Genomic DNA, 24588 nt, shown 5'->3' with positions numbered 1-24588 from the left:
TTAATTGCGCAGCACTTTTTGCATTATTATGAAAACATTATGATTACAAAAAAAATAGTTAGCATAATATACTCTGTTGCTCTAATTTCGTGTGTCTCATGCAACTCATTAGCGCAAGAAGAAACTTCTAAAAAAAATATTGACGCCTGGCTCACAAAAGCAGACGAAACAATAAAATTACAAAAACAATCTTCTATATTATCTTTCACTACAGCCTCCAATTCATATCAAAATATTGAAGTTAATCCTTCTAAAACATACCAAACAATAGATGGTTTTGGCTACACCTTAACTGGTGGAAGCGTAGAAGTCATCAACCAATTATCTTCTGCAAAAAAAGAAGCTCTTCTACAAGAACTTTTTGGTAACGGAGAAAGTTCAATCGGGGTTAGTTATCTTAGATTAAGCATTGGTGTTTCAGATCTTAACAGTTCTGTTTTTTCTTACAACGACCTTCCTGCAGGGCAAACAGATGTTACTCTGTCTCAATTCAGCTTATCAAAAGACCAAGCATTAGTGGATATGTTAAAGAAAATTTTAACCATTAATCCAAATATTAAAATTATTGCTACTCCTTGGTCTCCACCTGTTTGGATGAAAGACAATGGCAGTTCTATTGGAGGTAGTTTAAAAACTGAATATTACGGTGTATATGCACAATATTTTGTGAAATACATTCAAGAAATGAAGAAAAACGGAATCACAATTGACGCTGTTACTCCTCAAAACGAACCGTTACACCCAGGCAATAATCCTAGTATGTATATGACTGCTGAACAACAAAGAGATTTTATTAAAAATAATTTAGGTCCAGCTTTCCAAACTGCAAATCTTTCTACAAAAATTATAGTTTATGACCATAATTGTGATAAGCCAGAATATCCTTTAACGATTTTAGCTGATACAGAAGCTTCTAAATTTGTTGACGGTTCTGCATTCCACTTATATGCTGGAAATATTCTAATTCTTAATAATGTACACAATGCATACCCTGACAAAAATGTGTATTTTACAGAACAATGGACTGGTTCTACTGGTACTTTCTCTGGAGATTTAATGTGGCATACAAAAAATGTAGTAATTGGCTCTATGAGAAACTGGAGTAAAATTGCTCTTGAATGGAATATTGCCAACGATGCTGCATTTAATCCCCACACGCCAGGTGGTTGCACAGAATGTAAAGGAGCTATTACCATTAATAATAGTGAAACTTTTACTAGAAATGTTGGATATTACATTATAGCACAAGCTTCTAAATTTATCCCTCAAAATTCTGTAAGAATTAGTTCTACTGAATCTGAAAACTTAAGCACAGTTGCTTTTAAAACGCCTGCTGGTAAAATTGCTTTAATCGTTTTAAACGATGGTGCAAATAATGAAACATTCAACATTAAATATAATGATAAAGTGGCAACAACTTCTTTATCTGCAAACTCTGTAGCCACTTACATTTTCTAGAAAAAAAATAATTTATGAAAAAGATAATTCTTTCAATATGTATAGCAGGATTAGGATTTATTTCTGTTTCTGCTCAAAAATCCATCGACCAAAAAGTTTCGGAATTGATGGCTAAAATGACTTTGGAAGAAAAAATTGGGCAACTCAATCAATATAATGATGACATTACCGCAACAGGACCTGTCACCAAAGATGCTGATAAAGCTGGACAAGTTCGTGCCGGTAAGTTAGGCTCAATTCTTAATGCATTCGGAGTAAAAAATACCAAAAATTGGCAAGATCAAGCCATGCAATCTCGCCTCAAAATACCTTTACTTTTCGGGCAAGACGTAATCCACGGTTTTAGAACTACTTTCCCTATTCCACTCGGAGAAACTGCAACTTGGGATATGAATTTAATTGAAAAATCTGCAAGAATTGCTGCTACTGAAGCTTCAGCTTATGGTATTCATTGGACTTTTGCACCAATGGTTGACATTGGCAGAGACCCAAGATGGGGACGCGTAATGGAAGGTGCCGGTGAAGATACTTACCTCGGAAGTTTGGTAGCAAAAGCCAGAGTAAAAGGTTTTCAAGGAAATGGTTTAGGAAATATAGATGCCGTAATGGCTTGTACCAAACACTTTGCTGCGTATGGAGCTGGAGTTGGCGGTAGAGATTACAATTCTGTTGACATGAGTCTTCGCCAATTAAACGAAACATATTTGCCACCTTACAAAGCAACTGTAGAAGCTGGAGTTGCTACTTTTATGAATTCTTTTAATGACATTAATGGAATTCCTGCCACAGGAAATAAGTACATCCAAAGAGATTTACTAAAAGGGGCTTGGAATTTCAAAGGTTTTGTAGTTTCTGATTGGGGAAGTATTGGCGAAATGATTCCTCACGGTTTTGCTAAAGACAATAAAGATGCAGCTTTGAAAGCTATTATCGCTGGAAGCGATATGGATATGGAAAGCCGTTCCTACATCAATCATTTAGAAGATTTAGTACAAGAAGGAAAAGTAGATGTTAAGTTAATTGATGATGCTGTTCGAAGAATTTTAACCAAAAAATATGAACTCGGTTTATTTGACAATCCTTATAAATTCAACGACGAAAAACGCGAAAAAGAACAAACCAACAACTTAGAACACCGAAAATTCGCAAGAGAAATTGGTGCAAAAAGTATTGTTTTATTAAAAAATAAAACTCAACTTTTACCTCTTTCAAAAACCACTAAAAAAGTAGCTATTATTGGGCCTTTTGCAAAAGCTACTGTTGATAATCATGGCTTTTGGTCTATTGCTTTTCCTGATGATAACCAAAGAATTATTACTCAATTTGATGGAATTAAAGCTCAACTCGATAAAAATTCAGAATTATTATATGCCAAAGGTTGTAATGTAAATGATAAAGACACTTCTCTATTTGCAGAAGCGGTAGAAACTGCCAAAAAAGCAGATGTAGTAATTATGACTTTAGGCGAAGGACACGCAATGAGTGGCGAAGCAAAAAGCAGAAGTAATATCCATTTTTCGGGAGTTCAAGAAGATTTATTAAAAGAAATTGCAAAAACAGGGAAACCAATTATTTTATTAATTAACGCTGGTCGTCCGTTGGTTTTTGATTGGGCTTCAGAAAACATTCCTACTATTGCTTACACATGGTGGCTAGGTACAGAAGCAGGAAATTCTATTGCTGATGTACTTTTCGGAAAAGTAAATCCTGGAGGTAAATTACCAATGACTTTCCCAAGAACTGAAGGTCAAATTCCGATTTATTACAACTATTATAACACAGGAAGACCTGCTAAAAATAACACCGATAGAAACTATGTTTCTGCATACATCGATTTGGATAACGACCCAGCTTATCCGTTTGGTTTCGGCTTAAGTTATACCACTTTCAAATATTCAGACTTTAATCTAAGTTCAACTGAATTAAAAGGAAATCAAACACTTACTGCTTCAATAAAAATTACCAATTCAGGAAATTACGATGGCGAAGAAGTAGTACAATTGTACATCAGAGATTTGGTAGGAAAAGTGGTTCGCCCGGTAAAAGAATTAAAAGGTTTTCAAAAAATATTCTTGAAAAAAGGAGAATCTAAAACGGTTTCTTTCAACATTTCACCAGAAGATTTAAAATTCTACGACGAAGATTTAAACTACGATTGGGAAGCTGGCGAATTCGATATTATGATTGGAACCAGCTCTGCAGATGTACAGACAAAACGTGTTAATTGGGAAAAATAATTACAATAATCTCATCACAAAACCTCAAAAAAAGGTTTAAACAATTCAAAATGAAAAAAATAATAAGCATATTTTTACTATTCTCCATTAAAATGATGATGGCAAACGTTTCTTTGCCATATATTTTTTCGGATAATATGGTATTACAAAGAAATGCAGAAATTCCTATTTGGGGATTTGCATCACCAAAAGAAAAAATTACTATACACTTTAAAAAACAGACGAAAACAACTGTAGCAGACGAAAACGGAAATTGGAGAGTTCTTCTCAGTAAAGAAAAAGAAGGCGGCCCCTTCATTCTTAAAATTAATGGAAATAACGAAATTATTTTCAAAAATATTTTGATTGGAGATGTTTGGTTGTGCAGCGGACAAAGCAATATGGAGTGGAACCTTGCTTCCGCTGATGGTTATAAAGACGAATTAAATCAAAAAGAATTCCCATTAATTCGCCATGTTAAAATTCAAAAAAAAATAAATTCTTTACCTCAAGAAAATACTTCTGAAACACATTGGGATATTGCAAATAAATCAAAAATTGGAGATTTTTCGGCTGTTTCTTATTTTTTTGCAAAAAAAATGTACCACGAAAGAAAAGTTCCTATTGGCATCATTAATTCTTCTTGGGGAGGCACTGTAATAGAAACTTGGATTCCTAAAACTGCATTTGAAAAATCTGATTATTTCAAAGAAATGATTGCAAAGATGCCTCAAGTAAACATTGAAACTTTAGAGCAAAAAAATATTGAATCTAAGACAAATTTTATAGAAAATCTGCTTCATTCTAAAATATCTGATTTCAGTAGTCAAAATTTTTTGAACAATGATTACGACGATTCTTCGCTAGTAGATTTGCACATCCCAAAAGCATGGGAAGAACAAGGTTATGAAGGATTAGACGGCATTGCTTGGATTAGAAAAACCGTCGAATTAACCGATGAAGACATAAAAAATAATGTAACTTTGTATCTTGGTAAGATAGATGACGAGGATATAACCTATTTCAACGGTAAAGAAATCGGAAGCATGAAACAATGGTCTGACGATAGAATTTACAACATTCCTAAAGATTTATTAAAAAAAGGTAAAAATGTTATTGTTGTAAAAATTAAAGATAACGGCAGTGGTGGCGGACTTTGGAGTAATCCCGAAGAAATTAAATTGGTAACCCCTCAGCGAAATATCTCTTTATCTGGAAATTGGAAATTTGCTGTAGAAAAAATTTACACTTCTATCAACCAAAACGAATTTCCCTCTCTTATATACAATGCCATGATTCACCCTATAGAATCTACCAAAGTTTCTGGAATTTTGTGGTATCAAGGAGAATCTAATGAATCTCGAGCTTATGAGTACAACAAAAGTTTCCCTTTGCTTATTAATTCTTGGAGAGAAAAATTTGGAAAAACCACGCCTTTCTACTTTGTTCAACTGGCAACTTACGACACACCCGGAAATAGTAACGATGGTTGCAATTGGGCTGAACTAAGAGAAGCCCAAACAAATGCTTTAAAACTAGAAAACACAGGAATGGTTGTTACTACAGACATAGGAAATCCTAAAGACATTCATCCAAGAAATAAAAAAACTGTAGGAGAAAGACTTGCCAATTTAGCTCTTAAAAACAATTTGAAAAGTCCTGTTTTCAATGATTTTTCAATAGAAGGAAATAAAATAATAATAACGTTCAATACAAAAGACGTGCTTATCTCCAAAGATGGAAAATCTCTAACTGGTTTCGAAATATCTGGTGCTGACCAAAAATTCTACCCTGCCAAAGCAGAAATTAAAGATAACAAAGTAATCGTTACATGCAATGATGCTCCAAATCCTGTAGCTGCAAGATATGGATGGAAAGGAGACGATTCTGAAAATAATATGTTTACAGAAAAAGGACTTCCTGTTTCTCCGTTTCGTACAGATAATTTTAAAACAATTACAAAAGACAAAAAATTTCAAATTAATCTGAAATAAAATGAAAATCTTTTTACCCATAATTATTTTTTTAACATTTTTTACTTTTTTTGAGAGTTGTTCTTCGAAAAAAACAATTCAACATAAAGATGGAAAATCTCTAGTTTGGAGTGACGAATTCAATTACACAGGATTACCAGATTCTACCAAATGGAGTTATGATGTTGGCGGAGACGGCTTTGGGAACAATGAAGCTCAGTTTTACACTAAAAAAAGACTAGAAAATGCAAGAGTAGAAAATGGAAACCTTGTGATTGAAGCTAGAAAAGAAGATTGGGAAAACAAAAATTACACTTCTGCAAGATTAGTTACCAAAGGTAAACAAGATTGGAAATATGGCAGAATAGAAGTAAGAGCAAAACTCCCAAAAGGAAAAGGGACATGGCCTGCAATCTGGATGCTAAGCACAGATATGAAAGAATGGCCAGAAGATGGAGAACTAGACATTATGGAACACGTAGGTTATAACCAAGGTTTTATACACGCTTCGGTGCATACCAAAAAGTATAATCATATTATTCGCACACAAAAAACAGATACTCTTGTCGTAAAAAATGCGAGTGAAAAATTTCATATTTACACCGCAGATTGGTCTCCAGAAAAAATAGACGTTTATGTAGATCATCAAAAATATTTTACTTATGTAAATACAGAAAAAATCTACGAAACATGGCCTTTTAACCAAAAACTATATTTAATTTTGAATTTAGCAATTGGAGGAAATTGGGGAGGACAAAAGGGAATAGACAACAGCATATTTCCTCAAAAATTTTATATAGATTATGTTAGAATATACCAATAAAAAAATGAAAATTAAAAAGTTATTTACCGCGATTTGTTTACTATTTGTTGCATTATCATTTGCACAAAATTCTATTGATGTAATGAGTTATAACATTAGATTGGGCAGTGCAGATGATGGAGAAAACCATTGGAACATTAGAAAAGACAAACTAAAAGACCTTATCAATTATTACGAAGCAGACTTTATAGGAATGCAAGAAGCTCAAAAACCACAGATTGAGTATTTATTAGAAAACAATTCTTTGTACGGCTTCTTAGGAAAACCTAGAGACGAAGGAGAAAACTCAGAATTTTCTTGTATTTTCTACTTAAAAAACAAATACAAAGTCCTTCAACAAGATACTTTTTGGCTTTCGGAGACTCCCGAAAAATCTACCAAATCTTGGGACGCTGCCTACCCAAGAATTGTAACCTACGGATTGTTCGAAAACATTAAAACTAAGAAAAAAATATGGGTTCTTAATACACATTTCGACCACGTAGGCGTTGTTGCAAGACAAAAATCTGCAGAAATTATCCTAAAAAAAATTAAACAACTACAAGGCAAACAAAACCTTCCGGTAGTGTTAACAGGAGATTTCAATTCCTTTAAAACAGATACTTGGATGCAGCCGCTACTCAATAATTTACAAGAAGCCAGCAGCCACAGTATTACAAAACCTTATGGAGGAACTGCCACTTGGAATGCATTCAATTTCAAAGAAAAACCGGTAGATCAAATAGATTTCATCTTCAGTTCTAAAAACAATACTGTAATTAAAAAATTTAGAACCATCACAGATTTCTACGATTTTAAATATCCTTCAGACCACCTTCCTATTATCTCTAGAATTGAGTTAAAATAAATTATAATCTTAGGATAAAACTACTTGCAGCTTGTATTATCCGCAAATTAAATACAAACTGTAGTTTTTTAAGTTCGTTTTTCACGGGAGCGGCGCATCTAAGATGTGTCGCTTTTAATTTTATATCAATTCAAAAGAAACATACATTAGATTTACTTTTACTTAAAACCTTAAGTTTAAATAAAACAACTTCTAGTTCATTATATAAAAAATTAAACGCAAAGACGCAAATGATTTTCTTTCAAATGATTACGTTTTTAAGACGCGAAGTTTTAACTCTGTTAAAATTGAAAATCATTGATTTTCTTGCGACTTAAAAACAGTTTCAATAAAAATTTTAATTGCGCCTTTGCGTATTTTACTTTTAATGAATAACCTCAATGAATTTTGATAATGCACTACGGGTTAAAATATAAAAGTAGTTTACGTTTAGCGAAACAAATTAAGCTTTCCGTAAGTTGCATTTTGTTTCCCACAGCTTGCAGGAGACTTCTGTACGTTTAATTTTATTCAAAACAAGGTTGTTTGTAATCTCCTACAATTGCATTTTGTTTCCCACAATTTGCAGGAGACTTCTGTACATTGCATTTTATTCAAAACAAGGTTGTTTGTAACCTCCTGCAATTGCATTTCATTTAAAACAGGGTTGTTTATAATCAAATGCAAAAGTATTTTTACCAAAATCTTTTTGTTCTTGATAGAGATTTATAGTTAAATAAATCCTAAGCTTTGGCTTCTTCCTTTATTTTTTGAAAACAAAACTGTATTTTTGAGGTTTCAATTGTAGAAATGTCAGATATTATTCAACTTTTACCCGATCATGTTGCCAATCAAATTGCTGCTGGAGAAGTAGTGCAAAGACCCGCGTCTATTGTTAAAGAATTGCTAGAAAATTCTATTGATGCAGGTGCTACTAAAATTGAATTGATTGTAGAAGAAGCCGGAAGAAATCTTGTAAAAGTAGTAGATAACGGTGCTGGGATGTCTGAAACAGATGCCAGAATGGCTTTCGAAAGACACGCCACTTCAAAAATTAGAAACACCGAAGATATTTTTCATATTGCTACCAAAGGTTTCCGTGGCGAAGCTTTGGCATCTATCGCAGCTGTGGCTCAGGTAGAACTCAAAACGAAAAAAAATGATGCCGAAATTGGTTCTATCATTTATATAGAAGGTGGAGAATTACAATTTCAAGAACCTGTACAAACGGCAGAAGGTTCTACATTTTCAGTTAAAAATTTATTCTACAACGTTCCTGCGAGAAGAAAATTCTTAAAGTCTAACAATATTGAATTTCGTCATATTATAGATGAATTTCAAAGGGTTGCTTTGGCACATGATGGATTAGAGTTTTCGCTTTATCATAACGACGAAGTAATATTTAACCTTAGAAAAGGAAGCCAAATGCAACGCATTGTTGATATTTTTGGTAGAAAACTTCAACCGCTTTTGGTTCCTATTAAAGAAGATTTGGGCTGGGTAAATTTGCACGGTTTCGTAGGAAAACCCGAAGCAGCAAAGAAAACCAGAGGCGAACAATTCTTTTTCGTTAATGGCAGATATTTTAGAAGTCCGTATTTAAACAGAGCCGTTCAGGAAGCATTTGAAGGGTTATTAATGTCTGGTTATTCTCCAAGTTTTTTCCTTTATTTAGAATTAGACCCAGAGAAAATTGATATTAACATTCATCCGCAAAAGACAGAGGTAAAATTCGAAGACGAAAACCTCATCTTTGCGCTCATCCGTTCTACCATCAAAAAATCTTTGGGAATCTACAACGTAGCACCAAGTTTAGATTTTGATAGAAACGAACAAATGGATTCTTTTTTCCCACCAAAACCAGATGCTGCAAGAAGCTACAACGCCTCTAGTATAAATGTGGATAGAAATTACAATCCTTTTGCGGAAGCTACACCTTCTAAAATTAACGATACAGCAATGGTAAACTTCACCGAAATGTATCAACAGAATATTTCGGCAGAACCTTCTAAAATTAATCTTTTTGATGACGAAGATGATGACTTGGACGAAGATTTACTGAGATTGCCCAATGGTTATTGGATTTTTAACAAAGAAGATAAAACGCTATTGCTAGATTTGGGCAGAATTCATCAGATTGTTTTGGCTGAAAACAGAAAAGAAAAAACCAAAAGCAGAAAAAGCCAAAGTTTATTGTTCTCTTTGGAATACCATTTGAATGAAATAGAGAAAAATAAATATCGTTCTATAAAAAAATATCTCCCAGATTTGGGCTTCGATATGGTTTTAGCAGAAGATAATGTATTGAGAATAAATGCAGTGCCAGAAAATTTGAAAGAATCTCAGGTGATTAAATTTTTAGAAAATCTTTTCGAAATTTTAGAATATAAAACCGAAGAAGAGTTTTTAGAAAGTTACAACAATCAATGGATTAGAGTAAATGCAAAGTCTAAATACGATTTTCTTTACAAACCAGAAGTAGAAGAATTATTAAAGGATTTTATAAAATTGGGTTTCCCAGAATATACACCAACAGGAAACAGAACTTTTTTAGAAATCCCTGTAAATGAACTCATAAATAAATTTTAAAAATGTTTCAACAGCTTACCCCTATCACTAAAAATATTATCATACTTAATGTAATTGTATTTGTATTGGCTTATTTATTCCCTCAAATGAATACTTATTTGGCCGCATACTTTCCTACTTCTCCCAATTTTCATTCTTGGCAAATTATTACACACATGTTTATGCACGGTGGTTTTATGCACATTGCTTTCAACATGCTTACTTTGGCTAGTTTTGGTCCTGTTTTAGAAAGGTTTTTAGGAGATAAAAAGTTTCTGATTTTGTATTTTCTTTCTGGGTTTGGAGCATTAGCATTAAATTTAATTTGGGAAGGCTATCAAATAAATCAAATTGTTCAATATCTGAATAGTACTAATGTTGATATTTCTTCTCTAAGAGATGGTGCTGATATTATTAAAAATAATTTGACAGATTCAGATATTAATGCTCTTTTTATGAGACAAGATATTGAATCAATATTTCAACAATCATTAATCTCTAGGATGGTTGGCGCTTCAGGAGCTATTTTTGGTGTGGTTGCAGCATTTGCAACTCTATATCCTAACGCTGAAATGATGATTATGTTTATTCCTTTTCCAATTAAAGCTAAGGTTTTATTACCAATTGTAATTATTGGTTCTATATTTTTAGGATTTAATAATTATGGAGGAATTGCACATTTTGCGCACATTGGAGGTGCTTTGGTAGGTTTTCTGTTGGTGAAATATTGGGGAAGAAATAGATATAGAATTAATTAAGAATGAAATTAGTAAGATTTGTAGTCTTAATAGCACATTTGGTAATTGTAGCGCTTTTGGCAGGTACAATACTCAACGCTTACTTTGCTCCCAGAGATTTTCCTCTTCTTAATTTTTTATCATTAGGATTTCCTTTCTTAATGATTGTGAATGTTTTCCTTATTCTTTTTTGGATTGTTTTTTTCAAAAAAAGAGCTTTAGTTTTTATCGTAATCACCATATTTTTCTTAACTCCAATTAGAAGATGGATTAATTATTCTTCTAAAAATGAAGGTTCTGCAAGTTTCAAAATGGTAACTTACAACATAAAAGGAAGCAGTTTTAAAGAAAATTCATTAACGGAAATACAAGATTTGGTAAATTCTGCCAATGCTGATGTAGTTTTTATTCAGGAGATTGGCTATGAAGACAAAAGACCTTCTTTTAAAAATTTAACGGGAGACGAGCATCCTCAAGTGGTGAGTTTCTATACCAAGCACAAAGTAGTGAAAACGGGAAGTTTAGATTTTACAGAAAATGCCGAAGGAAGATTTGCAGACATTGAAATTAACGGAAAAATCATCAGATTTATTAATGTTTATTTAGAACCATTTCAGCTCAAAAAAGACATGGTAAAACCTACTTCTAGCATTGATGCAAACGAAGAAAAAGCAAAAAGTTTAATCAGAAGATTTATCCCGGTTTTTAAACTTCATCAAGACGAAGTAAATACCATGAAGGATTTTATACAGCAATCTCCTTATCCTGTAGTTGTAGGCGGAGATTTTAATGCTGTTCCTAATTCTTACGAATATTACACCATCAACAGTGTTTTGAGCGATGCTTTTTTAGAAGCCGGTTCTGGCAGTGCAACTAGTTTCCACGATTATAAATTCCCTATCAGAATAGATTATCTTTTCACTTCCAAAGAAATAAAATGCAAAAGCTATAAAGTGAATCGAACCAAAGATGCTTCAGACCACTACCCTGTTTTTGCAGAATTTAGTTTTAATTAAAGATTTGTAACAAATGAAAAAGTTTTTATTTTTATTCATTTTAGCAACATTAGCTTCTTGTAAAAAAGAAATTTCTCAAGAAGAAGCCATGTATTACAAAGAAGACAATACACCAATTGATACCACAGTAATAGATTCTGTAGTAGGACAAGCTTCCTTTGATGCCATTAATTCTAAAATAGAAAATGCAAAAAAAGATACGGTAATTGTGAAGAAAAAAGATTCTGCAAAAACTACCGAACAAAAAATTGCAGACACCAAAAAGAAACTGGAAGAAGCCAACAAAAAGTCTAAACAAGACGAAAAATTAGCGAAAGAAAAAGAAAAATTACAGCAACAAAAAAAGGTTGATGAACTTATACAACAAACCCCCGAAAATTAAATTTCAGGGGTTATTTATTTGAATTTTAGATAAATTTACATCAGCATTCTTTGTGCTTTTTTAACACCTTCTGCCAGTTTATCTACTTCTTCTAAAGTATTGAAAACCGCAAAACTAGCTCTCACCGTTCCTGCAATATTGAAAAATTCCATAATTGGCTGTGTACAATGATGCCCAGTTCTTACAGCAAATCCTAGTTTGTCTAGAATCATTCCAACGTCAGAAGCAATTCCAACGCCTTCTAAATTAAAAGAAACTACACCAGCTCTTTTTGCTTTTTCGCCATAAATTCTAAGTCCATCTATTTCTAAAAGCTTTTTCTGAGCATATTCTAAAAGCGTATTTTCGTGGTTTTGGATATTCTCAATTCCTATACTATTCATAAAATCTATTGCAGCTCCTAAAGCGATATTGCCACCAACATTTGGCGTACCTGCTTCAAATTTAAAAGGTAAGCCTGCATAAGTAGTTTTCTCGAAGCTACAAGTTGCAATCATCTCGCCACCTCCGTGGAAAGGTTGCATTTTTTCTAGAATTTCTTCTTTTCCGTAGAGAATTCCTACGCCCATTGGAGCGTACATTTTATGCCCAGAAAAGACAAAAAAATCACAATCTATTTTTTGTACATCAATCTTAAAATGAGGTGTAGATTGCGCACCGTCTATTACCATTAAAGCAGAAGATTTAGCTCTTACTTTTGCAATTATTTCTTCGATAGGATTAATAATTCCCAACGCATTAGAAACCTGATTTACAGAAACTATTTTCGTTTTTTCTGAAAGATTTTGGTCTAAAAAATCAAGTTGAAGAATCCCATTTTCGTCTATAGGAATTACTTTCAATTTTGCGCCAGTTCTTTCGCAAAGCATTTGCCAAGGCACAATATTAGAGTGATGTTCTAGATAAGAAATTATAATTTCGTCGTCTTTTTTAATGAAATTCGAATTCCCAAGAGCATAAGCAATTAGGTTAATTCCTTCGGTGGTTCCTTTGGTAAAAATAACTTCATAATCATGTTTAGCATTGATAAAATGTTGAACTTTTTTCCTAGAGTTCTCCATTTCTTCTGTTGCCAACTGAGACAAAGTATGGATTCCGCGGTGTACATTTGCATTTATTTCTTCGTAGTATTTTTGCCAAGTTTCTAATACCGAAATTGGTTTTTGCGAAGAAGCAGCATTGTCAAAATAAACCAAAGGTTTGCCATTTACTTCTTGTTTTAAAATAGGAAACTGACTGCGAATTTCTTTTATATCAAACATATATTTTCTTTCTTAAAATTAAAAACCATTCTAAAACTTGTTTAGAACGGTTCAAAATTACGGAATTATAATCTATTTTTTTTAAAAATCTAAATTTATTTCATTGCCAAAACTCAATAAATTATTATTGGGGTTTATTGCCATATTTGCTGATTGCAATTTTATACTTTGAGCTTCCAAAGAGTTTTTAAGAATTTCAAAATGAGGGTTTATTTGTTGAGCCAAATTTTTAATATTTTTACAAATCTTAAGTTTTGGTGATCCAATTTCTTCTAATAAATCATAAACTCTAAAGATATTATAAGTATGTTCAGTAGATATAAAGTCAATCTCTTGATTACTGAAAATGATTGATTGCTCGAATTTATATTTAGTTGATTTTACATCAACATAAGTTAAACTTTGATTATTTGCTTGGATGTGGAAATCATATGGTAAACCAGTTTCCATATTCCTGTTGTACCAATTGTATGCAAATATTTGCTTTCTTGCTTTTAAAATTTCCAAATATTCAGCAATTAGTTCTTCTCCTTTTTTGCCTGTTTCTTGAAAAATTTTATTTGCATTAATAATGTCAAATGGTTTATACTTTTTTATTTCAGAAACTGAGTTTCCAATTTGAGATTGGATTTCTAACTCTTGTAAAACTTCTTCTGTATTTTCATTTACATACTTTTCTAATTCCTCTAATAAATTGTTATAGTTTATATCACCTTTGTTTATCTGCTTTTTCACTAGGTTCGTTTGCAAATCAATAATTTGAGAAAGTTTACTAAAGTCAATTGATTTATTGTTGAACAAATAAAATACAACTTTTCCACTTTCTAAACCAAACCATAAAAGAAACCACTTTCTGTCATCAATTAGTTCATTGGTAATCCCTTGAATCAATGTTGTAACAGAAACTATGTTTTTTCCACCTTTTTTTATTTTAGGAGAATTTATATCTCCATTTTCTCTTGTAATACGGTCAAAAAAATAAGGAACACTTTGACTTGTATTATTATATAGAAATAACGCTTCGTCCTCAAAGTCATGATCGGGTAAAAATGTTAATACATTTCCAAACAATCCAATATGAGTCGTATTTCCTGAGGTTCTACCTAAATCGGCTTCCGTAAGTTGTTTATATCCAATTTTTCCTTCAGAATGTAGTTTAAAGAACATATTTAATAAGGTCGTTTTTTATGAAAAGATAATGTAAAACAGCATAAACAGTGTTTACACTTACTGCATTTCCTGCCTGTTTATAAAGTTGATGATTACTAACTCCAGCATTAATAGCATTTGAGACAAAATTTCCATTAAAACCTTGTAATAAAAATGCTTCATGAGGTGTTAGTTTTCGTATTCTGTGTTTAGCTAGTTCATCCTTTGAATATTCGTTTTTTAAATATTCTAAAGGTTTTTCAGAATTTAAAAATTCGTGAGAAAAATAATTATCTTGACAAGCTCTATGCATTTTTACCATAGTTGCTGTTAATGGTCTTGCAACAAGTTGGTTTATTTCAGATTTTGACTTAAAATTTTTAGAACCATTTGATAAAATGGTAGGTTTTAATGTTTCAGAAAGATAATATTTTTCTTCTACTTCTTTTGCAAGTACATCCAGTGTCGTTTTTTGTTTTAGTAAGCTACTCTTTTTGATGCCTTTAAAATTGTCAATAACTACTTTTTCATTGAAAATAAAATCTTTCGGCAAAGATTCTGTCGTTGCAAAGATAAAAACACGATTTCTCTTTTGTGCTAATCCAAAATTTTGAGTATTAAAAATATTGTAAAATACATTTTTGTATCCTACTTTTCTGATTTCTTCTTCAATAACTTTAATTGTATTTCCATTGTCGTGAGTAACAATATTTTTCACATTTTCAAGTAAAATGAATTTAGGTTTTTTGACTTTTAAAATTTCAATGATATTAAAAAACACATTTCCTCTAACGTCTTCAAATCCTTTTTGTTTTCCCATCATACTAAATGATTGACAAGGAAATCCACCTGTCAGAACATCAAAATCTACAAGATTTTCAATATTTCTTTTATTTGATGTAAACTCAACTATATCGCCTAAAACAGTTTCGTTTTCGGTTTTATAATTTGCTGTGTATGTTTTATTAGCGTAAATATCTAATTCTGAATAACCGATACATTGCATAGGCATTTTAAGGTCTTCTCCAAAAATGTCGAAAGCCTTTCTAAATCCTCCAATACCTGCGAATAATTCTAAGTGTTTCATAATTACAAATATTTGATGATTTCTTTACCAATAAATTCTGCAAGTTTTACGGGAACAGCATTTCCTATCTGTGCATACCAATAATTTGGTGTTCCTTTAAAAATATAATAATCTGGGAATGTTTGAATTCTTGCGGCTTCTCTTGGTGATAAACCTCTTGCTTGATTTGGATGAATGTACATATTGCAATCGTGCTTCATATGCGAAGTGATTGTTTTGCAGACTTCATTTTCATCAAGTTTGAAATATTTATCTTTAAAAATGTGATTTCTACTTTTGTATGGCATTATATGCTCAATACTTTTGTGTAGCGAGTTTTGTCCTTGAGGAAGTAATGAGAAAATCTCAATATCCCTATCGTTGTTGTAACGATTTTTGTGATTGTATAGTTTATTTACTTTTTTACCATTGTTTACAAAATCTGCGTACGCAGATTTTGGAAAAGAATACTCTGTTTCAAAAAAACCAATTTCTTTATTTTCTATTTGAGTATTATTTTTTGTTCGATTTGGTTCAAGTTTTGGCAAGTCGCTTATTGCGTCTTTCAAAACAAAAGGATTTTTAAGTTTATTATTTTTGATTTGCTCAAAAACAATATTATTATCAACTCCTAATCTATTTCCAATAATAAAAAAACGTTCTCTGTTTTGAGGTAATCCAAAATCTTTAGCATTGAATAATGAATGAGAGAAAGAATATTCTTCTCCCAAATATTCTTTAAAGTCATTTGTGATTTCATCTATTTTTTTAGACATACCTTTAACGTTCTCCATTACAAAAAACTTTGGTTTTACTTCTTTCAAAAACTCCAAAAATGCTTTATAAAGTGTATTTCTTGGGTCGTCTAAAATTCTTTGTCTATTTGCCATAGAGAAACCTTGGCAAGGTGGTCCACCACAAACTAAATCAACATCAGTAAACTTTGATTTGTATTGTTTTATATTTTGATTTAGTTCATTTATATCTCCTGTAAAATAGGAATTTTCGGATAAATTTCTATTATATAAATATGTTTCAAAAAGAGATTCGTTGATTTCATTAGCAAAAATAGTCGTAAACCCAGCTTGTTCCATTCCCAAACTAAGCCCTCCACACCCTGCAAATAAATCAACCATTTTAATCATAAATACAAAAATATGATTATTATGATTAATATAAAAATTTTTCTTTAATTGGCAAAAGTTTTCACAGCATGTTCTACTAAAAAAGCAGCTTGCGCAGACCTTCCTTTTTCGTCTTTTGCTTCGTTTTTAAATTTACCCGTTCTTACAATTACCATATTTTTTTCAGGAATAATGATAATCAACTGACTGGTAAATCCCCAAAATTGATAATATTTATACTTTGCATCGTTATTTACCCAAATTCCTAAGCCGTAAATTCCTCCAGAAAGTTGAGTTGGCGTAATCATTTTTTGAATATATGTAGAATCTAAAAGTTGTTTCCCGTTCCAATTTCCTTTTTGTAAAAGCAATTGTCCCAATTTGGCATAATCTCTCGCAATGGCATTTACACAACAAAAAGTTTTTTCCATTCCTTTTTCGTCTGTATTCCAATAAGCTTCAGATTCCATCCCTAGAGGTTTCCAAAATTTCTCCGAAGCGTAATAAGCAAGTGGTACATTCACTGCTTTTCTGATGGCAAAACCCAATAATTGAGTAGCACCACTTTGATATTCAAATCTGGTTCCTGGTTTGGCTTCAAATTTTGGATACAACAAAGCTTCAGCCATATTTTTACCATAATAAATTCTAGGATTTTGCAGAAAAGGATTTCTATAATCTTCGTTCCAATAATAACCTGCTTCCATAGATGCTAAATCTCTAAGAGTAAGAAATTTGCCCAAACTATCTTTTGCAAATTGAGGATAAAAATCTGAATACAATTGGTTTTCGCTTTTTATTTTTCCATCTTTAATGGCCGCTCCCATCAACATAACGGTAAATGCTTTCGCCATAGAAAAAGAATTAGTTTTGCTATTGGCGTTATATCCTTCAAAATACTCTTCGTGCAATAATTTGCCATTTTTTATAACCAAAAAAGATGCAGAATGAGTAGATTTCAGATTTTCGAGGATATTTTTAGGTAAATTAACCTTGTTGTACAAAGAATCTTTTTGCCAAGGTTGAGGCGTTCCTTTATCAATATAATGCGCTGGAAAATCTTTTCCATCATCTATTGTAGCACTACTCTCTCCTTTAAGATAAGTGAGCCTAATGGCGTTGAATAAATGTTGATAATTAAAGGCATAAGCCAATGCTATAAGCAATGCAAGGAAAATAAAAAATCCTTTTACTATTTTCTTGAAAACTTTCATTTGAGTTGATTTTCATCAAAAATACTACTTTTTTCTTTTGTTTATATTTTCAATAAAAACTGACAAAAATCATTGAATTAAATCATGTTGGAAAATCGGTTTTAAAAACATATCTTGGCATTATTAAGAAAATAAAATTTTAAAAATCCAATTCCTCCTTAAACTAAGTTTTTTAAAAAATCCCGCAAAAATAAATTTGCGGGATTTTGCTTTTTTAGATTTTAGAAAGTAATGTTCTAAAATTCACTTTATCGTCGATAATTTTTCTTAAATCTTCAATTTTTACTCTTTCTTGCTTCATGCTATCTCTTTCTCTTAGCGTAACCGTTCCGTCTGCAAGAGAATCGTGATCTACAGTGATACAAAACGGAGTACCAATGGCATCTTGTCTTCTGTAACGTTTCCCAATAGCATCTTTTTCTTCATAATATACATTGAAATCGTATTTCAATTCATCATAAATTTTACTTGCTAATTCTGGCAATCCATCTTTTTTAACCAAAGGAAGAATTGCAGCTTTTACTGGAGCTAATGCTGGCGGAAGTGCCAAAACTACTCTTTCTGAACCATCTTCTAAAACTTCGTTTTTCAAGCAATATGAAAATAATGCCAAAAACATTCTGTCTAAACCAATTGAAGTTTCTACTACATAAGGAACGTAAGTTTCGTTTCTCTCTGGGTCGAAATATTGAAGTTTTCTTCCTGAAAATTTTTCGTGAGCAGAAAGGTCAAAATTTGTTCTAGAGTGAATTCCTTCTAATTCTTTAAAACCGAAAGGAAATTTAAATTCTATATCTGCAGCTGCATTAGCATAATGTGCCAATTTTTCGTGGTCGTGGAAACGGTAATTTTCAGAACCCAAACCTAGAGCTAAATGCCAGTTTAGACGTTTTTCTTTCCATTTTTGGTAGAAATCTAATTCTGTGCCTGGAGGTACAAAAAATTGCATTTCCATTTGTTCGAATTCTCTCATTCTGAAAATAAATTGTCTTGCAACAATCTCGTTTCTAAAAGCTTTACCAATTTGAGCAATACCAAACGGAAGTTTATGTCTTGATGTTTTTTGTACATTTAAGAAATTCACAAAAATACCTTGTGCTGTTTCTGGGCGAAGATACAAATCCATTGCATTTTCTGCCGAAGCACCCAATTTAGTTCCAAACATTAGGTTAAATTGTCTAACGTCTGTCCAGTTTTTAGAACCTGTATCTGGGTCTGCAATTTCTAATTCTTCAATTAGCGCTTTTACGTCTGCAAGATTCTCGGTTTCCAGAGATTTTGCCATTCTAGAAAGGATGGCTTCTTTCTTTTCGTAATATTCTTTTACTTTTGGATTGGTTGCTACAAATTGTTCTTTATCAAAAGCATCACCAAATCTTTTGGCAGCTTTATCAATTTCTTTTTGAGCTTTATCTTCTAATTTAGCACAATAGTCTTCAATTAAAACGTCTGCTCTAAATCTTTTTTTAGAATCTTTATTATCGATTAATGGGTCGTTGAAAGCATCTACGTGCCCAGAAGCCTTCCAAGTAGTAGGATGCATTAAAATGGCAGCGTCTATCCCAACAATGTTTTCGTTAAGCTGAACCATTGCTTTCCACCAGTATTGTTTGATGTTATTTTTAAGTTCTGCGCCGTTTTGTCCGTAATCGTAAACTGCCGAAAGCCCGTCATAAATTTCGGAACTTGGGAAAATAAAACCATATTCTTTAGCGTGAGAAACCACGTTTTTAAAAAGATCTTCCTGCTTTGCCATTTTTTATAAATTTTATGCAAAAATAGGGAATTTCGGGCAAAGATTTTCATTGAATTTTAGCAGAAACACTCATTAGAAGCAATTTATCACATTTTAATATTTAATTTGATAGACTTTTCACAATCAAATAAAAAAACTGCCGAAATTTCAGCAGTTCATTTATATATTTTTTTTTGAATTTATTTTGCGTAAAATATTAATTAGCAAAAGGTTTCAAATTTTTTTTAGGTTTTTCTTTGTCTTCGATTCCTAAGTTATATGTAAAGCCAATTCCCAAAGTTTGTTTTACTTGAAGTGTTTTAATCTGATCGTGGTCATACAACAAATCTGCTGTAATATTGGTAGAAATAAGCTTATTAAGCCTAAAGTCTAATGAACCGCTGTAGCCAACATCTACTCTCTCTGTATGATAAAGATAGTTGGTAAACAAATTCAACTTATTAACCAGATTAATGTCTTTATAAATTTTAAGACGATAAAGGACGTTTACCATCGTACCAAGCTCTTTTCTTATGCTTTGTCCGTCACTTTCTAAACCAAAAAGACCTTTTTTCTGTAAAAGTTTATCTTCCACAATGGTAAATTTTCCGTTGACTGGTCTTACAATCACTTGAAAATTTTCGCTTGGATTGTAAGAAACCCCAATACCAAGGTTAACATAAGCTGGAGCTAAAAATTTTGAAATTCTATTATCATAATTTGGATTGGGAGTTGCTGTGTAATCAAATCCTGGCGCAAACTGAGAAATAAACTGAAGCCCCGTAGAAAGATAATAATTACTTCCCAAATCATATCCATAATTGGACATTATATTGATATAATCTTCTGTTTTTCTAGAAGATTGCCCTTTATTTGCTACAAAGCCATATCCCAACTGAAAGGTATTTTCTAGGAAATGTTTCCCTTTTTTGAAACTCAAATTATAGTTAAATTTCCCTATAACACCAACATTATTATTTCCTCCAGAATTCCAATTGCTAAAACTTGCTTGGTTAAAAACCAAATTATTTTGCCCAAAGAAAAACCATGTTTTGTCTTCTTTATATTTCAAGAGCTGAAACGGTGTAATAGGCACTTCATAACCTTGTTCGGGAAAAACTCTGGTACTTTTTAAAATGATCGTATCCTTTGGTTTCACTTTTATCCCAACAAAAGTAGGCTCTGTAAGACTATCCAAATCTGGTAAACTCTGTTTCCATTTTTGAGCACTTAAAGAATCAATAATTTTTTTAGTCTCTGTAGATTGCGAAAAATAATTACCAACTCCCGCGAAAAATAGAAAACAAATCCAAAATTTCTTCATTATTCAATTCAATTTTTTCCGTTTATAAAATTCATATCCGCTCCAAAATTACAATATGTATTTGTTTTTTACCTACTTATTAAAGCATAAATATTACTTTTTGTCTGTAATTTTATATTTTTTTAACAATAGTAGCCATTTTTTCCTTAAAATTGTTTTGGCAACGAATTTGACTTTTCTATTTCAATTATGATTAAAAAATTCATCAATACAAAAGCTATTTTAGCTCCATTGCTAATGCTTACAGCAATGTGGATTGGTTTTTTATTTCAAAATTTGGGATTAATAGAAAACTGCGACGGCTCACTTATTCCTCTTGTCCCTGAAGGATTAAAAGGAGTTATCTTCTCACCTCTTCTACATGGAAATTTAGAACATATAGCTGGAAACTCTATTCCAATAGCTGTTTTATTATTTCTACTTTATCAATTTTATCCAAAATTAGCCAACAGCGTACTTTTTTGGGGCTGGATTGCCTCTGGACTAATTGTATGGTTACTTCCTCCGATGAATTTTCTTGGTCAAGAACCTGTTTATACTTGCATTATTGGCGCAAGCGGAATTGTTTACATGCTTGCTTTTTTCCTATTTTTTAGCGGAATTGTTAGAAAAAACAAAGTTCTTCTTACCGTTGCTCTTCTTGTAGCATTATATTACGGAAGTTTAATTTGGGGGATTTTTCCAGAAGAACTTTTCTACAAATTAGACCAACCAAGCAAAATTTCTTGGCAAGCGCATCTCTCTGGAGCAGTTGTAGGATTGTCTTTAGCATTTATTTTTAAAAATAAACACCGAGAAAAAAACAAAAAATTCATCTGGGAATTTCCCAATTATTATAGCGAAAAAGACGACAAACTTTGGCAAGATTATACCCAAAATCATCCTGAACATTTTTTAGAAGAGCCAAAATTAAAAAAAGATGACATTTGGGAACATCTGGATGAGATTAGAAAGAAATAATTTTCTTATTTTTGAGCATGCTTCAAGACGAAATATTATATTCCATCGCACTTCGTGCTACTCCTAACATTGGAGATGTATATTTTATGAAGCTAATAGAAGCTGCTGGCTCTGCAAAAGAAGCTTGGCATCTTTCTAAAAAAGTCTTAAAAGAAATCCGCGGGTTTGGTCCCAAAATTATTAAAGACATCGGAAACGACGATTTTTTAAAATTCGCAGAAAAAGAAATGATTTTTTGCGAAAAAAATAATATAAAAATAAAGCTAAAACATCAGAATCAACTTCCGAAATTGCTTTCTCAATGCGAAGACGCTCCCGCAATTATTTATCAAAAAGGAGAGTTTAACGAAAATCTAATTCCTATTTCCATTGTTGGGACAAGAAATAGCACACTTTACGGTAAAAATTTTATTGAAGAACTATTAGCACTTCTAAAAAGCAAAAACGTTTTGGTAGTAAGCGGTTTAGCATTGGGAACTGATGGATGTGCACATACTGAAGCCCTAAAAAATAATATTGCAACAGTAGGCGTTTTGGCTCATGGTCTGCATATTTTATACCCTTCTCAACACAAAAAACTTTCGCAAGAAATGATAGAAAAAGGAGGTGCTCTTATCACCGAATTTAATTCTACCAACAAGCCAGACAGAGAACATTTTCTACAAAGAAATAGAGTTGTAGCAGGTTTTTCGGGAGTTACAATTGTTGTAGAAACGGCTTATGGAGGCGGCTCTATGAGTACCGTAAGCTATGCCAATCAATACAACAGAGAGGTTTTTGCTTTGCCAGGAAAAATTACGGATAAATACAGCCAAGGCTGCAACTTAATTATCTCTCAAAACAAAGCCAAAATAATTAATAAACCACAAGATATTTTAGATGAATTAGGATTAAATGAAGAAAAAAATAACATCCCAAATCTTTTTGAACCAAAAACAATAAAACTCAATAAAGAGGTACAACCAATTTACGACTGTATTGCCGAAAATAAACAAATTTCTTTGGATGATTTGAGCGAAAAACTGCAAATTCCGCCATTCAAATTGTTGCCAATTTTGTTAGATTTAGAATTAAAATCTTACATAAAAGCACTTTCGGGGAAGCAATATTGCATTTAACAAAAATTAACGATTTTATAAAAATTCATTATTTCTTACATAACATCAATAAAAATTCAAATTAAATTTTATAATTATGAAATTAACAAAAATTTTAACATTAATTATAAAATTATCAATAAAGATAAAAAATCCCTTGCAAGGATAGAAAAAAAAATTAAATTTGTCTGTATTAATTCATAACATCTATGGAACATTATAATGTCGAACAAAAAATCCAAGAATTTATTGCTAAAATAGAAGCAAAAAACCCAAACGAACCAGAATTTCTTCAAGCAGTAAAAGAAGTAGCGGTAACGGTAATTCCTTTTATTGTAACTAAAAAAGAATACCGAGGAATGAAACTTCTGGAGAGAATGGCTGAGCCGGAAAGAGTAATTATCTTCCGTGTTCCTTGGGTAGACGACAAAGGAGAAATACAAGTAAACAGAGGTTTCAGAATCCAAATGAATTCTGCAATCGGTCCATATAAAGGAGGCATCAGATTCCATCCTACTGTGAACCTTTCTGTATTAAAATTCTTAGCTTTTGAACAAGTTTTCAAAAATTCTCTTACAACTTTGCCAATGGGCGGAGGAAAAGGAGGTTCTGATTTTGACCCAAGTGGAAAATCGGACAGAGAAGTAATGAGTTTCTGCCAATCTTTTATGACAGAAATGTGCAAACATATTGGCCCAGAAACAGACGTTCCTGCGGGTGACATTGGAGTTGGGGCTAGAGAAATTGGTTATCTTTTCGGACAATATAAAAGAATTAGAAACGAATTTACTGGAGTTCTTACTGGTAAAGGTTTAGCTTATGGAGGTTCTCTTATTAGACCAGAGGCTACAGGTTATGGTGTAGTTTATTTTGGTGAGCAAATGCTTAAATCTAAAGGAGAAGATTTCAAAGACAAAGTAGTTACAGTTTCTGGTTTTGGAAATGTAGCTTGGGGAGTTGTTAAAAAAATTGAACAATTAGGCGGAAAAGCCGTAACAATATCAGGACCTGACGGTTACATCTACGACAAAGACGGAATTACCGGAGAAAAAGTAGATTATTTATTAGAGCTTAGAGCTTCTGGAAACAACAGAGCCGAAGATTATGTAAAAAAATATCCAAATGCAGAATTCCATGCTGGGAAAAGACCTTGGGAAGTAAAATGTGATGTTGCAATTCCTTCTGCTACTCAAAACGAGTTGGATTTAGAAGATGCTAAAAAATTAGTAGAAAACGGTTGTAAATGTGTTGTAGAAGCTGCAAATATGCCTTCTACGTTAGACGCCATCAATTATTTCTTAGACAATCACGTTCTTTTCTCTCCTGGTAAAGCTTCTAACGCTGGAGGTGTTGCAACTTCTGGTTTAGAAATGACACAAAATGCCATTAGATTAAACTGGACTTCAGAAGAAGTAGATGCTAGATTAAAAGAAATTATGATTGGCATCCACAACGCTTGTATGAAGTACGGAAAAGAAGAAAATGGATACGTAAATTACGTAAAAGGTGCTAACATTGCTGGTTTCGTAAAAGTAGCTGAAGCAATGCTTGCACAAGGTGTAGTTTAAAAATAATTATTGATTTTTCATAATAAACCCTTGTACTTTAAAAAAAGTAAACTTGAAAAGGTAGAAAGTCTCGAAGAAATTCGAGGCTTT

General features: G+C 32.1%; 19 protein-coding genes. 12 read left to right on the top strand and 7 right to left on the bottom strand.

Features of this window, described 5'->3' with window-relative positions; genetic code table 11:
* The first annotated feature begins 39 nt into the window (after positions 1 to 39).
* The 9 genes from QM746_RS02685 (at position 40) to QM746_RS02645 (ending at position 11999) form a co-directional block, all read left to right on the top strand.
* Positions 40 to 1458 (top strand): glycoside hydrolase family 30 protein, encoded by a 1419-nt coding sequence (locus QM746_RS02685; RefSeq protein WP_414982803.1) that lies wholly within the window; start codon positions 40 to 42, stop codon positions 1456 to 1458.
* A gap of 14 nt (positions 1459 to 1472) precedes the next feature.
* On the top strand, positions 1473 to 3695 hold the full coding sequence (bglX, locus tag QM746_RS02680; protein ID WP_414982802.1) for a beta-glucosidase BglX: 2223 nt from the start codon (positions 1473 to 1475) through the stop codon (positions 3693 to 3695).
* A gap of 50 nt (positions 3696 to 3745) precedes the next feature.
* Positions 3746 to 5668, top strand: a complete 1923-nt coding sequence (locus QM746_RS02675; protein WP_414982801.1) for a sialate O-acetylesterase — start codon at positions 3746 to 3748, stop codon at positions 5666 to 5668.
* Position 5669: 1 nt separating this feature from the next.
* Entirely contained in the window at positions 5670 to 6470 is an 801-nt protein-coding gene (locus QM746_RS02670; RefSeq protein WP_414982800.1) for a family 16 glycosylhydrolase, read from the top strand.
* Between the two features lie 4 nt (positions 6471 to 6474).
* Positions 6475 to 7317, top strand: coding sequence for an endonuclease/exonuclease/phosphatase family protein (locus QM746_RS02665; RefSeq protein WP_414982799.1), 843 nt, complete (start codon positions 6475 to 6477; stop codon positions 7315 to 7317).
* Between the two features lie 789 nt (positions 7318 to 8106).
* Positions 8107 to 9885: a DNA mismatch repair endonuclease MutL gene (gene mutL, locus QM746_RS02660; RefSeq protein ID WP_414982798.1), complete on the top strand. Its 1779-nt coding sequence runs from the start codon at positions 8107 to 8109 to the stop codon at positions 9883 to 9885.
* Between the two features lie 2 nt (positions 9886 to 9887).
* Complete coding sequence (locus QM746_RS02655; protein WP_414982797.1) at positions 9888 to 10622, top strand: rhomboid family intramembrane serine protease; 735 nt, start codon at positions 9888 to 9890, stop codon at positions 10620 to 10622.
* A gap of 2 nt (positions 10623 to 10624) precedes the next feature.
* A complete protein-coding gene (locus tag QM746_RS02650) occupies positions 10625 to 11617 on the top strand; it encodes an endonuclease/exonuclease/phosphatase family protein (protein WP_414982796.1) in 993 nt (330 codons plus the stop codon).
* 13 nt (positions 11618 to 11630) lie between these two features.
* Positions 11631 to 11999 (top strand): hypothetical protein, encoded by a 369-nt coding sequence (locus QM746_RS02645; RefSeq protein WP_414982795.1) that lies wholly within the window; start codon positions 11631 to 11633, stop codon positions 11997 to 11999.
* Between the two features lie 35 nt (positions 12000 to 12034).
* On the opposite strand, the gene QM746_RS02640 is transcribed toward QM746_RS02645, so the two are convergent.
* From QM746_RS02640 to QM746_RS02610, 7 genes are all read right to left on the bottom strand, one after another.
* A complete protein-coding gene (locus QM746_RS02640) occupies positions 12035 to 13261 on the bottom strand; it encodes an aminotransferase class V-fold PLP-dependent enzyme (protein WP_414982794.1) in 1227 nt (408 codons plus the stop codon).
* 81 nt (positions 13262 to 13342) lie between these two features.
* Positions 13343 to 14428, bottom strand: a complete 1086-nt coding sequence (locus tag QM746_RS02635; RefSeq protein WP_414982793.1) for a protein NO VEIN domain-containing protein — start codon at positions 14426 to 14428, stop codon at positions 13343 to 13345.
* A complete protein-coding gene (dcm, locus tag QM746_RS02630; RefSeq protein ID WP_414982792.1) occupies positions 14418 to 15497 on the bottom strand; it encodes a DNA (cytosine-5-)-methyltransferase in 1080 nt (359 codons plus the stop codon). Before dcm ends, QM746_RS02635 begins: the two co-directional genes overlap by 11 nt.
* A gap of 2 nt (positions 15498 to 15499) precedes the next feature.
* Positions 15500 to 16621 carry a DNA cytosine methyltransferase gene (locus QM746_RS02625; RefSeq protein WP_414982791.1) on the bottom strand — a complete coding sequence of 374 codons (1122 nt, stop codon included), beginning with the start codon at positions 16619 to 16621 and terminating at the stop codon, positions 15500 to 15502.
* A gap of 44 nt (positions 16622 to 16665) precedes the next feature.
* Positions 16666 to 17814 carry a serine hydrolase domain-containing protein gene (locus QM746_RS02620; RefSeq protein ID WP_414982790.1) on the bottom strand — a complete coding sequence of 383 codons (1149 nt, stop codon included), beginning with the start codon at positions 17812 to 17814 and terminating at the stop codon, positions 16666 to 16668.
* Positions 17815 to 18028: 214 nt separating this feature from the next.
* Positions 18029 to 19570: a glycine--tRNA ligase gene (locus QM746_RS02615; protein WP_414982789.1), complete on the bottom strand. Its 1542-nt coding sequence runs from the start codon at positions 19568 to 19570 to the stop codon at positions 18029 to 18031.
* A gap of 196 nt (positions 19571 to 19766) precedes the next feature.
* The gene (locus tag QM746_RS02610; RefSeq protein ID WP_414982788.1) at positions 19767 to 20873 is read right to left on the bottom strand and encodes a DUF3078 domain-containing protein; all 1107 of its coding nucleotides are present in this window, start codon (positions 20871 to 20873) and stop codon (positions 19767 to 19769) included.
* Positions 20874 to 21062: 189 nt separating this feature from the next.
* On the opposite strand from QM746_RS02610, the gene QM746_RS02605 reads away from it, so the two are divergent.
* The 3 genes from QM746_RS02605 (at position 21063) to gdhA (ending at position 24498) form a co-directional block, all read left to right on the top strand.
* Complete coding sequence (locus QM746_RS02605; protein WP_374361826.1) at positions 21063 to 21833, top strand: rhomboid family intramembrane serine protease; 771 nt, start codon at positions 21063 to 21065, stop codon at positions 21831 to 21833.
* 17 nt (positions 21834 to 21850) lie between these two features.
* Positions 21851 to 22951 carry a DNA-processing protein DprA gene (dprA, locus tag QM746_RS02600; RefSeq protein ID WP_414982787.1) on the top strand — a complete coding sequence of 367 codons (1101 nt, stop codon included), beginning with the start codon at positions 21851 to 21853 and terminating at the stop codon, positions 22949 to 22951.
* A 188-nt stretch (positions 22952 to 23139) separates the two neighbouring features.
* On the top strand, positions 23140 to 24498 hold the full coding sequence (gene gdhA, locus QM746_RS02595) for an NADP-specific glutamate dehydrogenase (protein ID WP_414982786.1): 1359 nt from the start codon (positions 23140 to 23142) through the stop codon (positions 24496 to 24498).
* Positions 24499 to 24588 lie beyond the last annotated feature (90 nt).

This window comes from Cloacibacterium sp. (assembly GCF_047601505.1).
GTDB lineage: Bacteria > Bacteroidota > Bacteroidia > Flavobacteriales > Weeksellaceae > Cloacibacterium.
This window is presented reverse-complemented; position numbering and strand designations above follow the sequence as displayed.

What these genes read in the sequence shown, in the direction of transcription:
- QM746_RS02625 (WP_414982791.1), bottom strand. Translation starts at nt 16,621, where the DNA reads ATGATTAAAATGGTTGATTTATTTGCAGGGTGTGGAGGGCTTAGTTTG.
- gdhA (WP_414982786.1), top strand. Translation starts at nt 23,140, where the DNA reads ATGGAACATTATAATGTCGAACAAAAAATCCAAGAATTTATTGCTAAA.
- QM746_RS02685 (WP_414982803.1), top strand. Translation starts at nt 40, where the DNA reads ATGATTACAAAAAAAATAGTTAGCATAATATACTCTGTTGCTCTAATT.
- mutL (WP_414982798.1), top strand. Translation starts at nt 8,107, where the DNA reads ATGTCAGATATTATTCAACTTTTACCCGATCATGTTGCCAATCAAATT.
- dcm (WP_414982792.1), bottom strand. Translation starts at nt 15,497, where the DNA reads ATGAAACACTTAGAATTATTCGCAGGTATTGGAGGATTTAGAAAGGCT.
- QM746_RS02655 (WP_414982797.1), top strand. Translation starts at nt 9,888, where the DNA reads ATGTTTCAACAGCTTACCCCTATCACTAAAAATATTATCATACTTAAT.
- QM746_RS02645 (WP_414982795.1), top strand. Translation starts at nt 11,631, where the DNA reads ATGAAAAAGTTTTTATTTTTATTCATTTTAGCAACATTAGCTTCTTGT.
- QM746_RS02665 (WP_414982799.1), top strand. Translation starts at nt 6,475, where the DNA reads ATGAAAATTAAAAAGTTATTTACCGCGATTTGTTTACTATTTGTTGCA.
- QM746_RS02605 (WP_374361826.1), top strand. Translation starts at nt 21,063, where the DNA reads ATGATTAAAAAATTCATCAATACAAAAGCTATTTTAGCTCCATTGCTA.
- dprA (WP_414982787.1), top strand. Translation starts at nt 21,851, where the DNA reads ATGCTTCAAGACGAAATATTATATTCCATCGCACTTCGTGCTACTCCT.
- QM746_RS02610 (WP_414982788.1), bottom strand. Translation starts at nt 20,873, where the DNA reads ATGAAGAAATTTTGGATTTGTTTTCTATTTTTCGCGGGAGTTGGTAAT.
- bglX (WP_414982802.1), top strand. Translation starts at nt 1,473, where the DNA reads ATGAAAAAGATAATTCTTTCAATATGTATAGCAGGATTAGGATTTATT.
- QM746_RS02670 (WP_414982800.1), top strand. Translation starts at nt 5,670, where the DNA reads ATGAAAATCTTTTTACCCATAATTATTTTTTTAACATTTTTTACTTTT.
- QM746_RS02620 (WP_414982790.1), bottom strand. Translation starts at nt 17,814, where the DNA reads ATGAAAGTTTTCAAGAAAATAGTAAAAGGATTTTTTATTTTCCTTGCA.
- QM746_RS02650 (WP_414982796.1), top strand. Translation starts at nt 10,625, where the DNA reads ATGAAATTAGTAAGATTTGTAGTCTTAATAGCACATTTGGTAATTGTA.
- QM746_RS02640 (WP_414982794.1), bottom strand. Translation starts at nt 13,261, where the DNA reads ATGTTTGATATAAAAGAAATTCGCAGTCAGTTTCCTATTTTAAAACAA.
- QM746_RS02615 (WP_414982789.1), bottom strand. Translation starts at nt 19,570, where the DNA reads ATGGCAAAGCAGGAAGATCTTTTTAAAAACGTGGTTTCTCACGCTAAA.
- QM746_RS02635 (WP_414982793.1), bottom strand. Translation starts at nt 14,428, where the DNA reads ATGTTCTTTAAACTACATTCTGAAGGAAAAATTGGATATAAACAACTT.
- QM746_RS02675 (WP_414982801.1), top strand. Translation starts at nt 3,746, where the DNA reads ATGAAAAAAATAATAAGCATATTTTTACTATTCTCCATTAAAATGATG.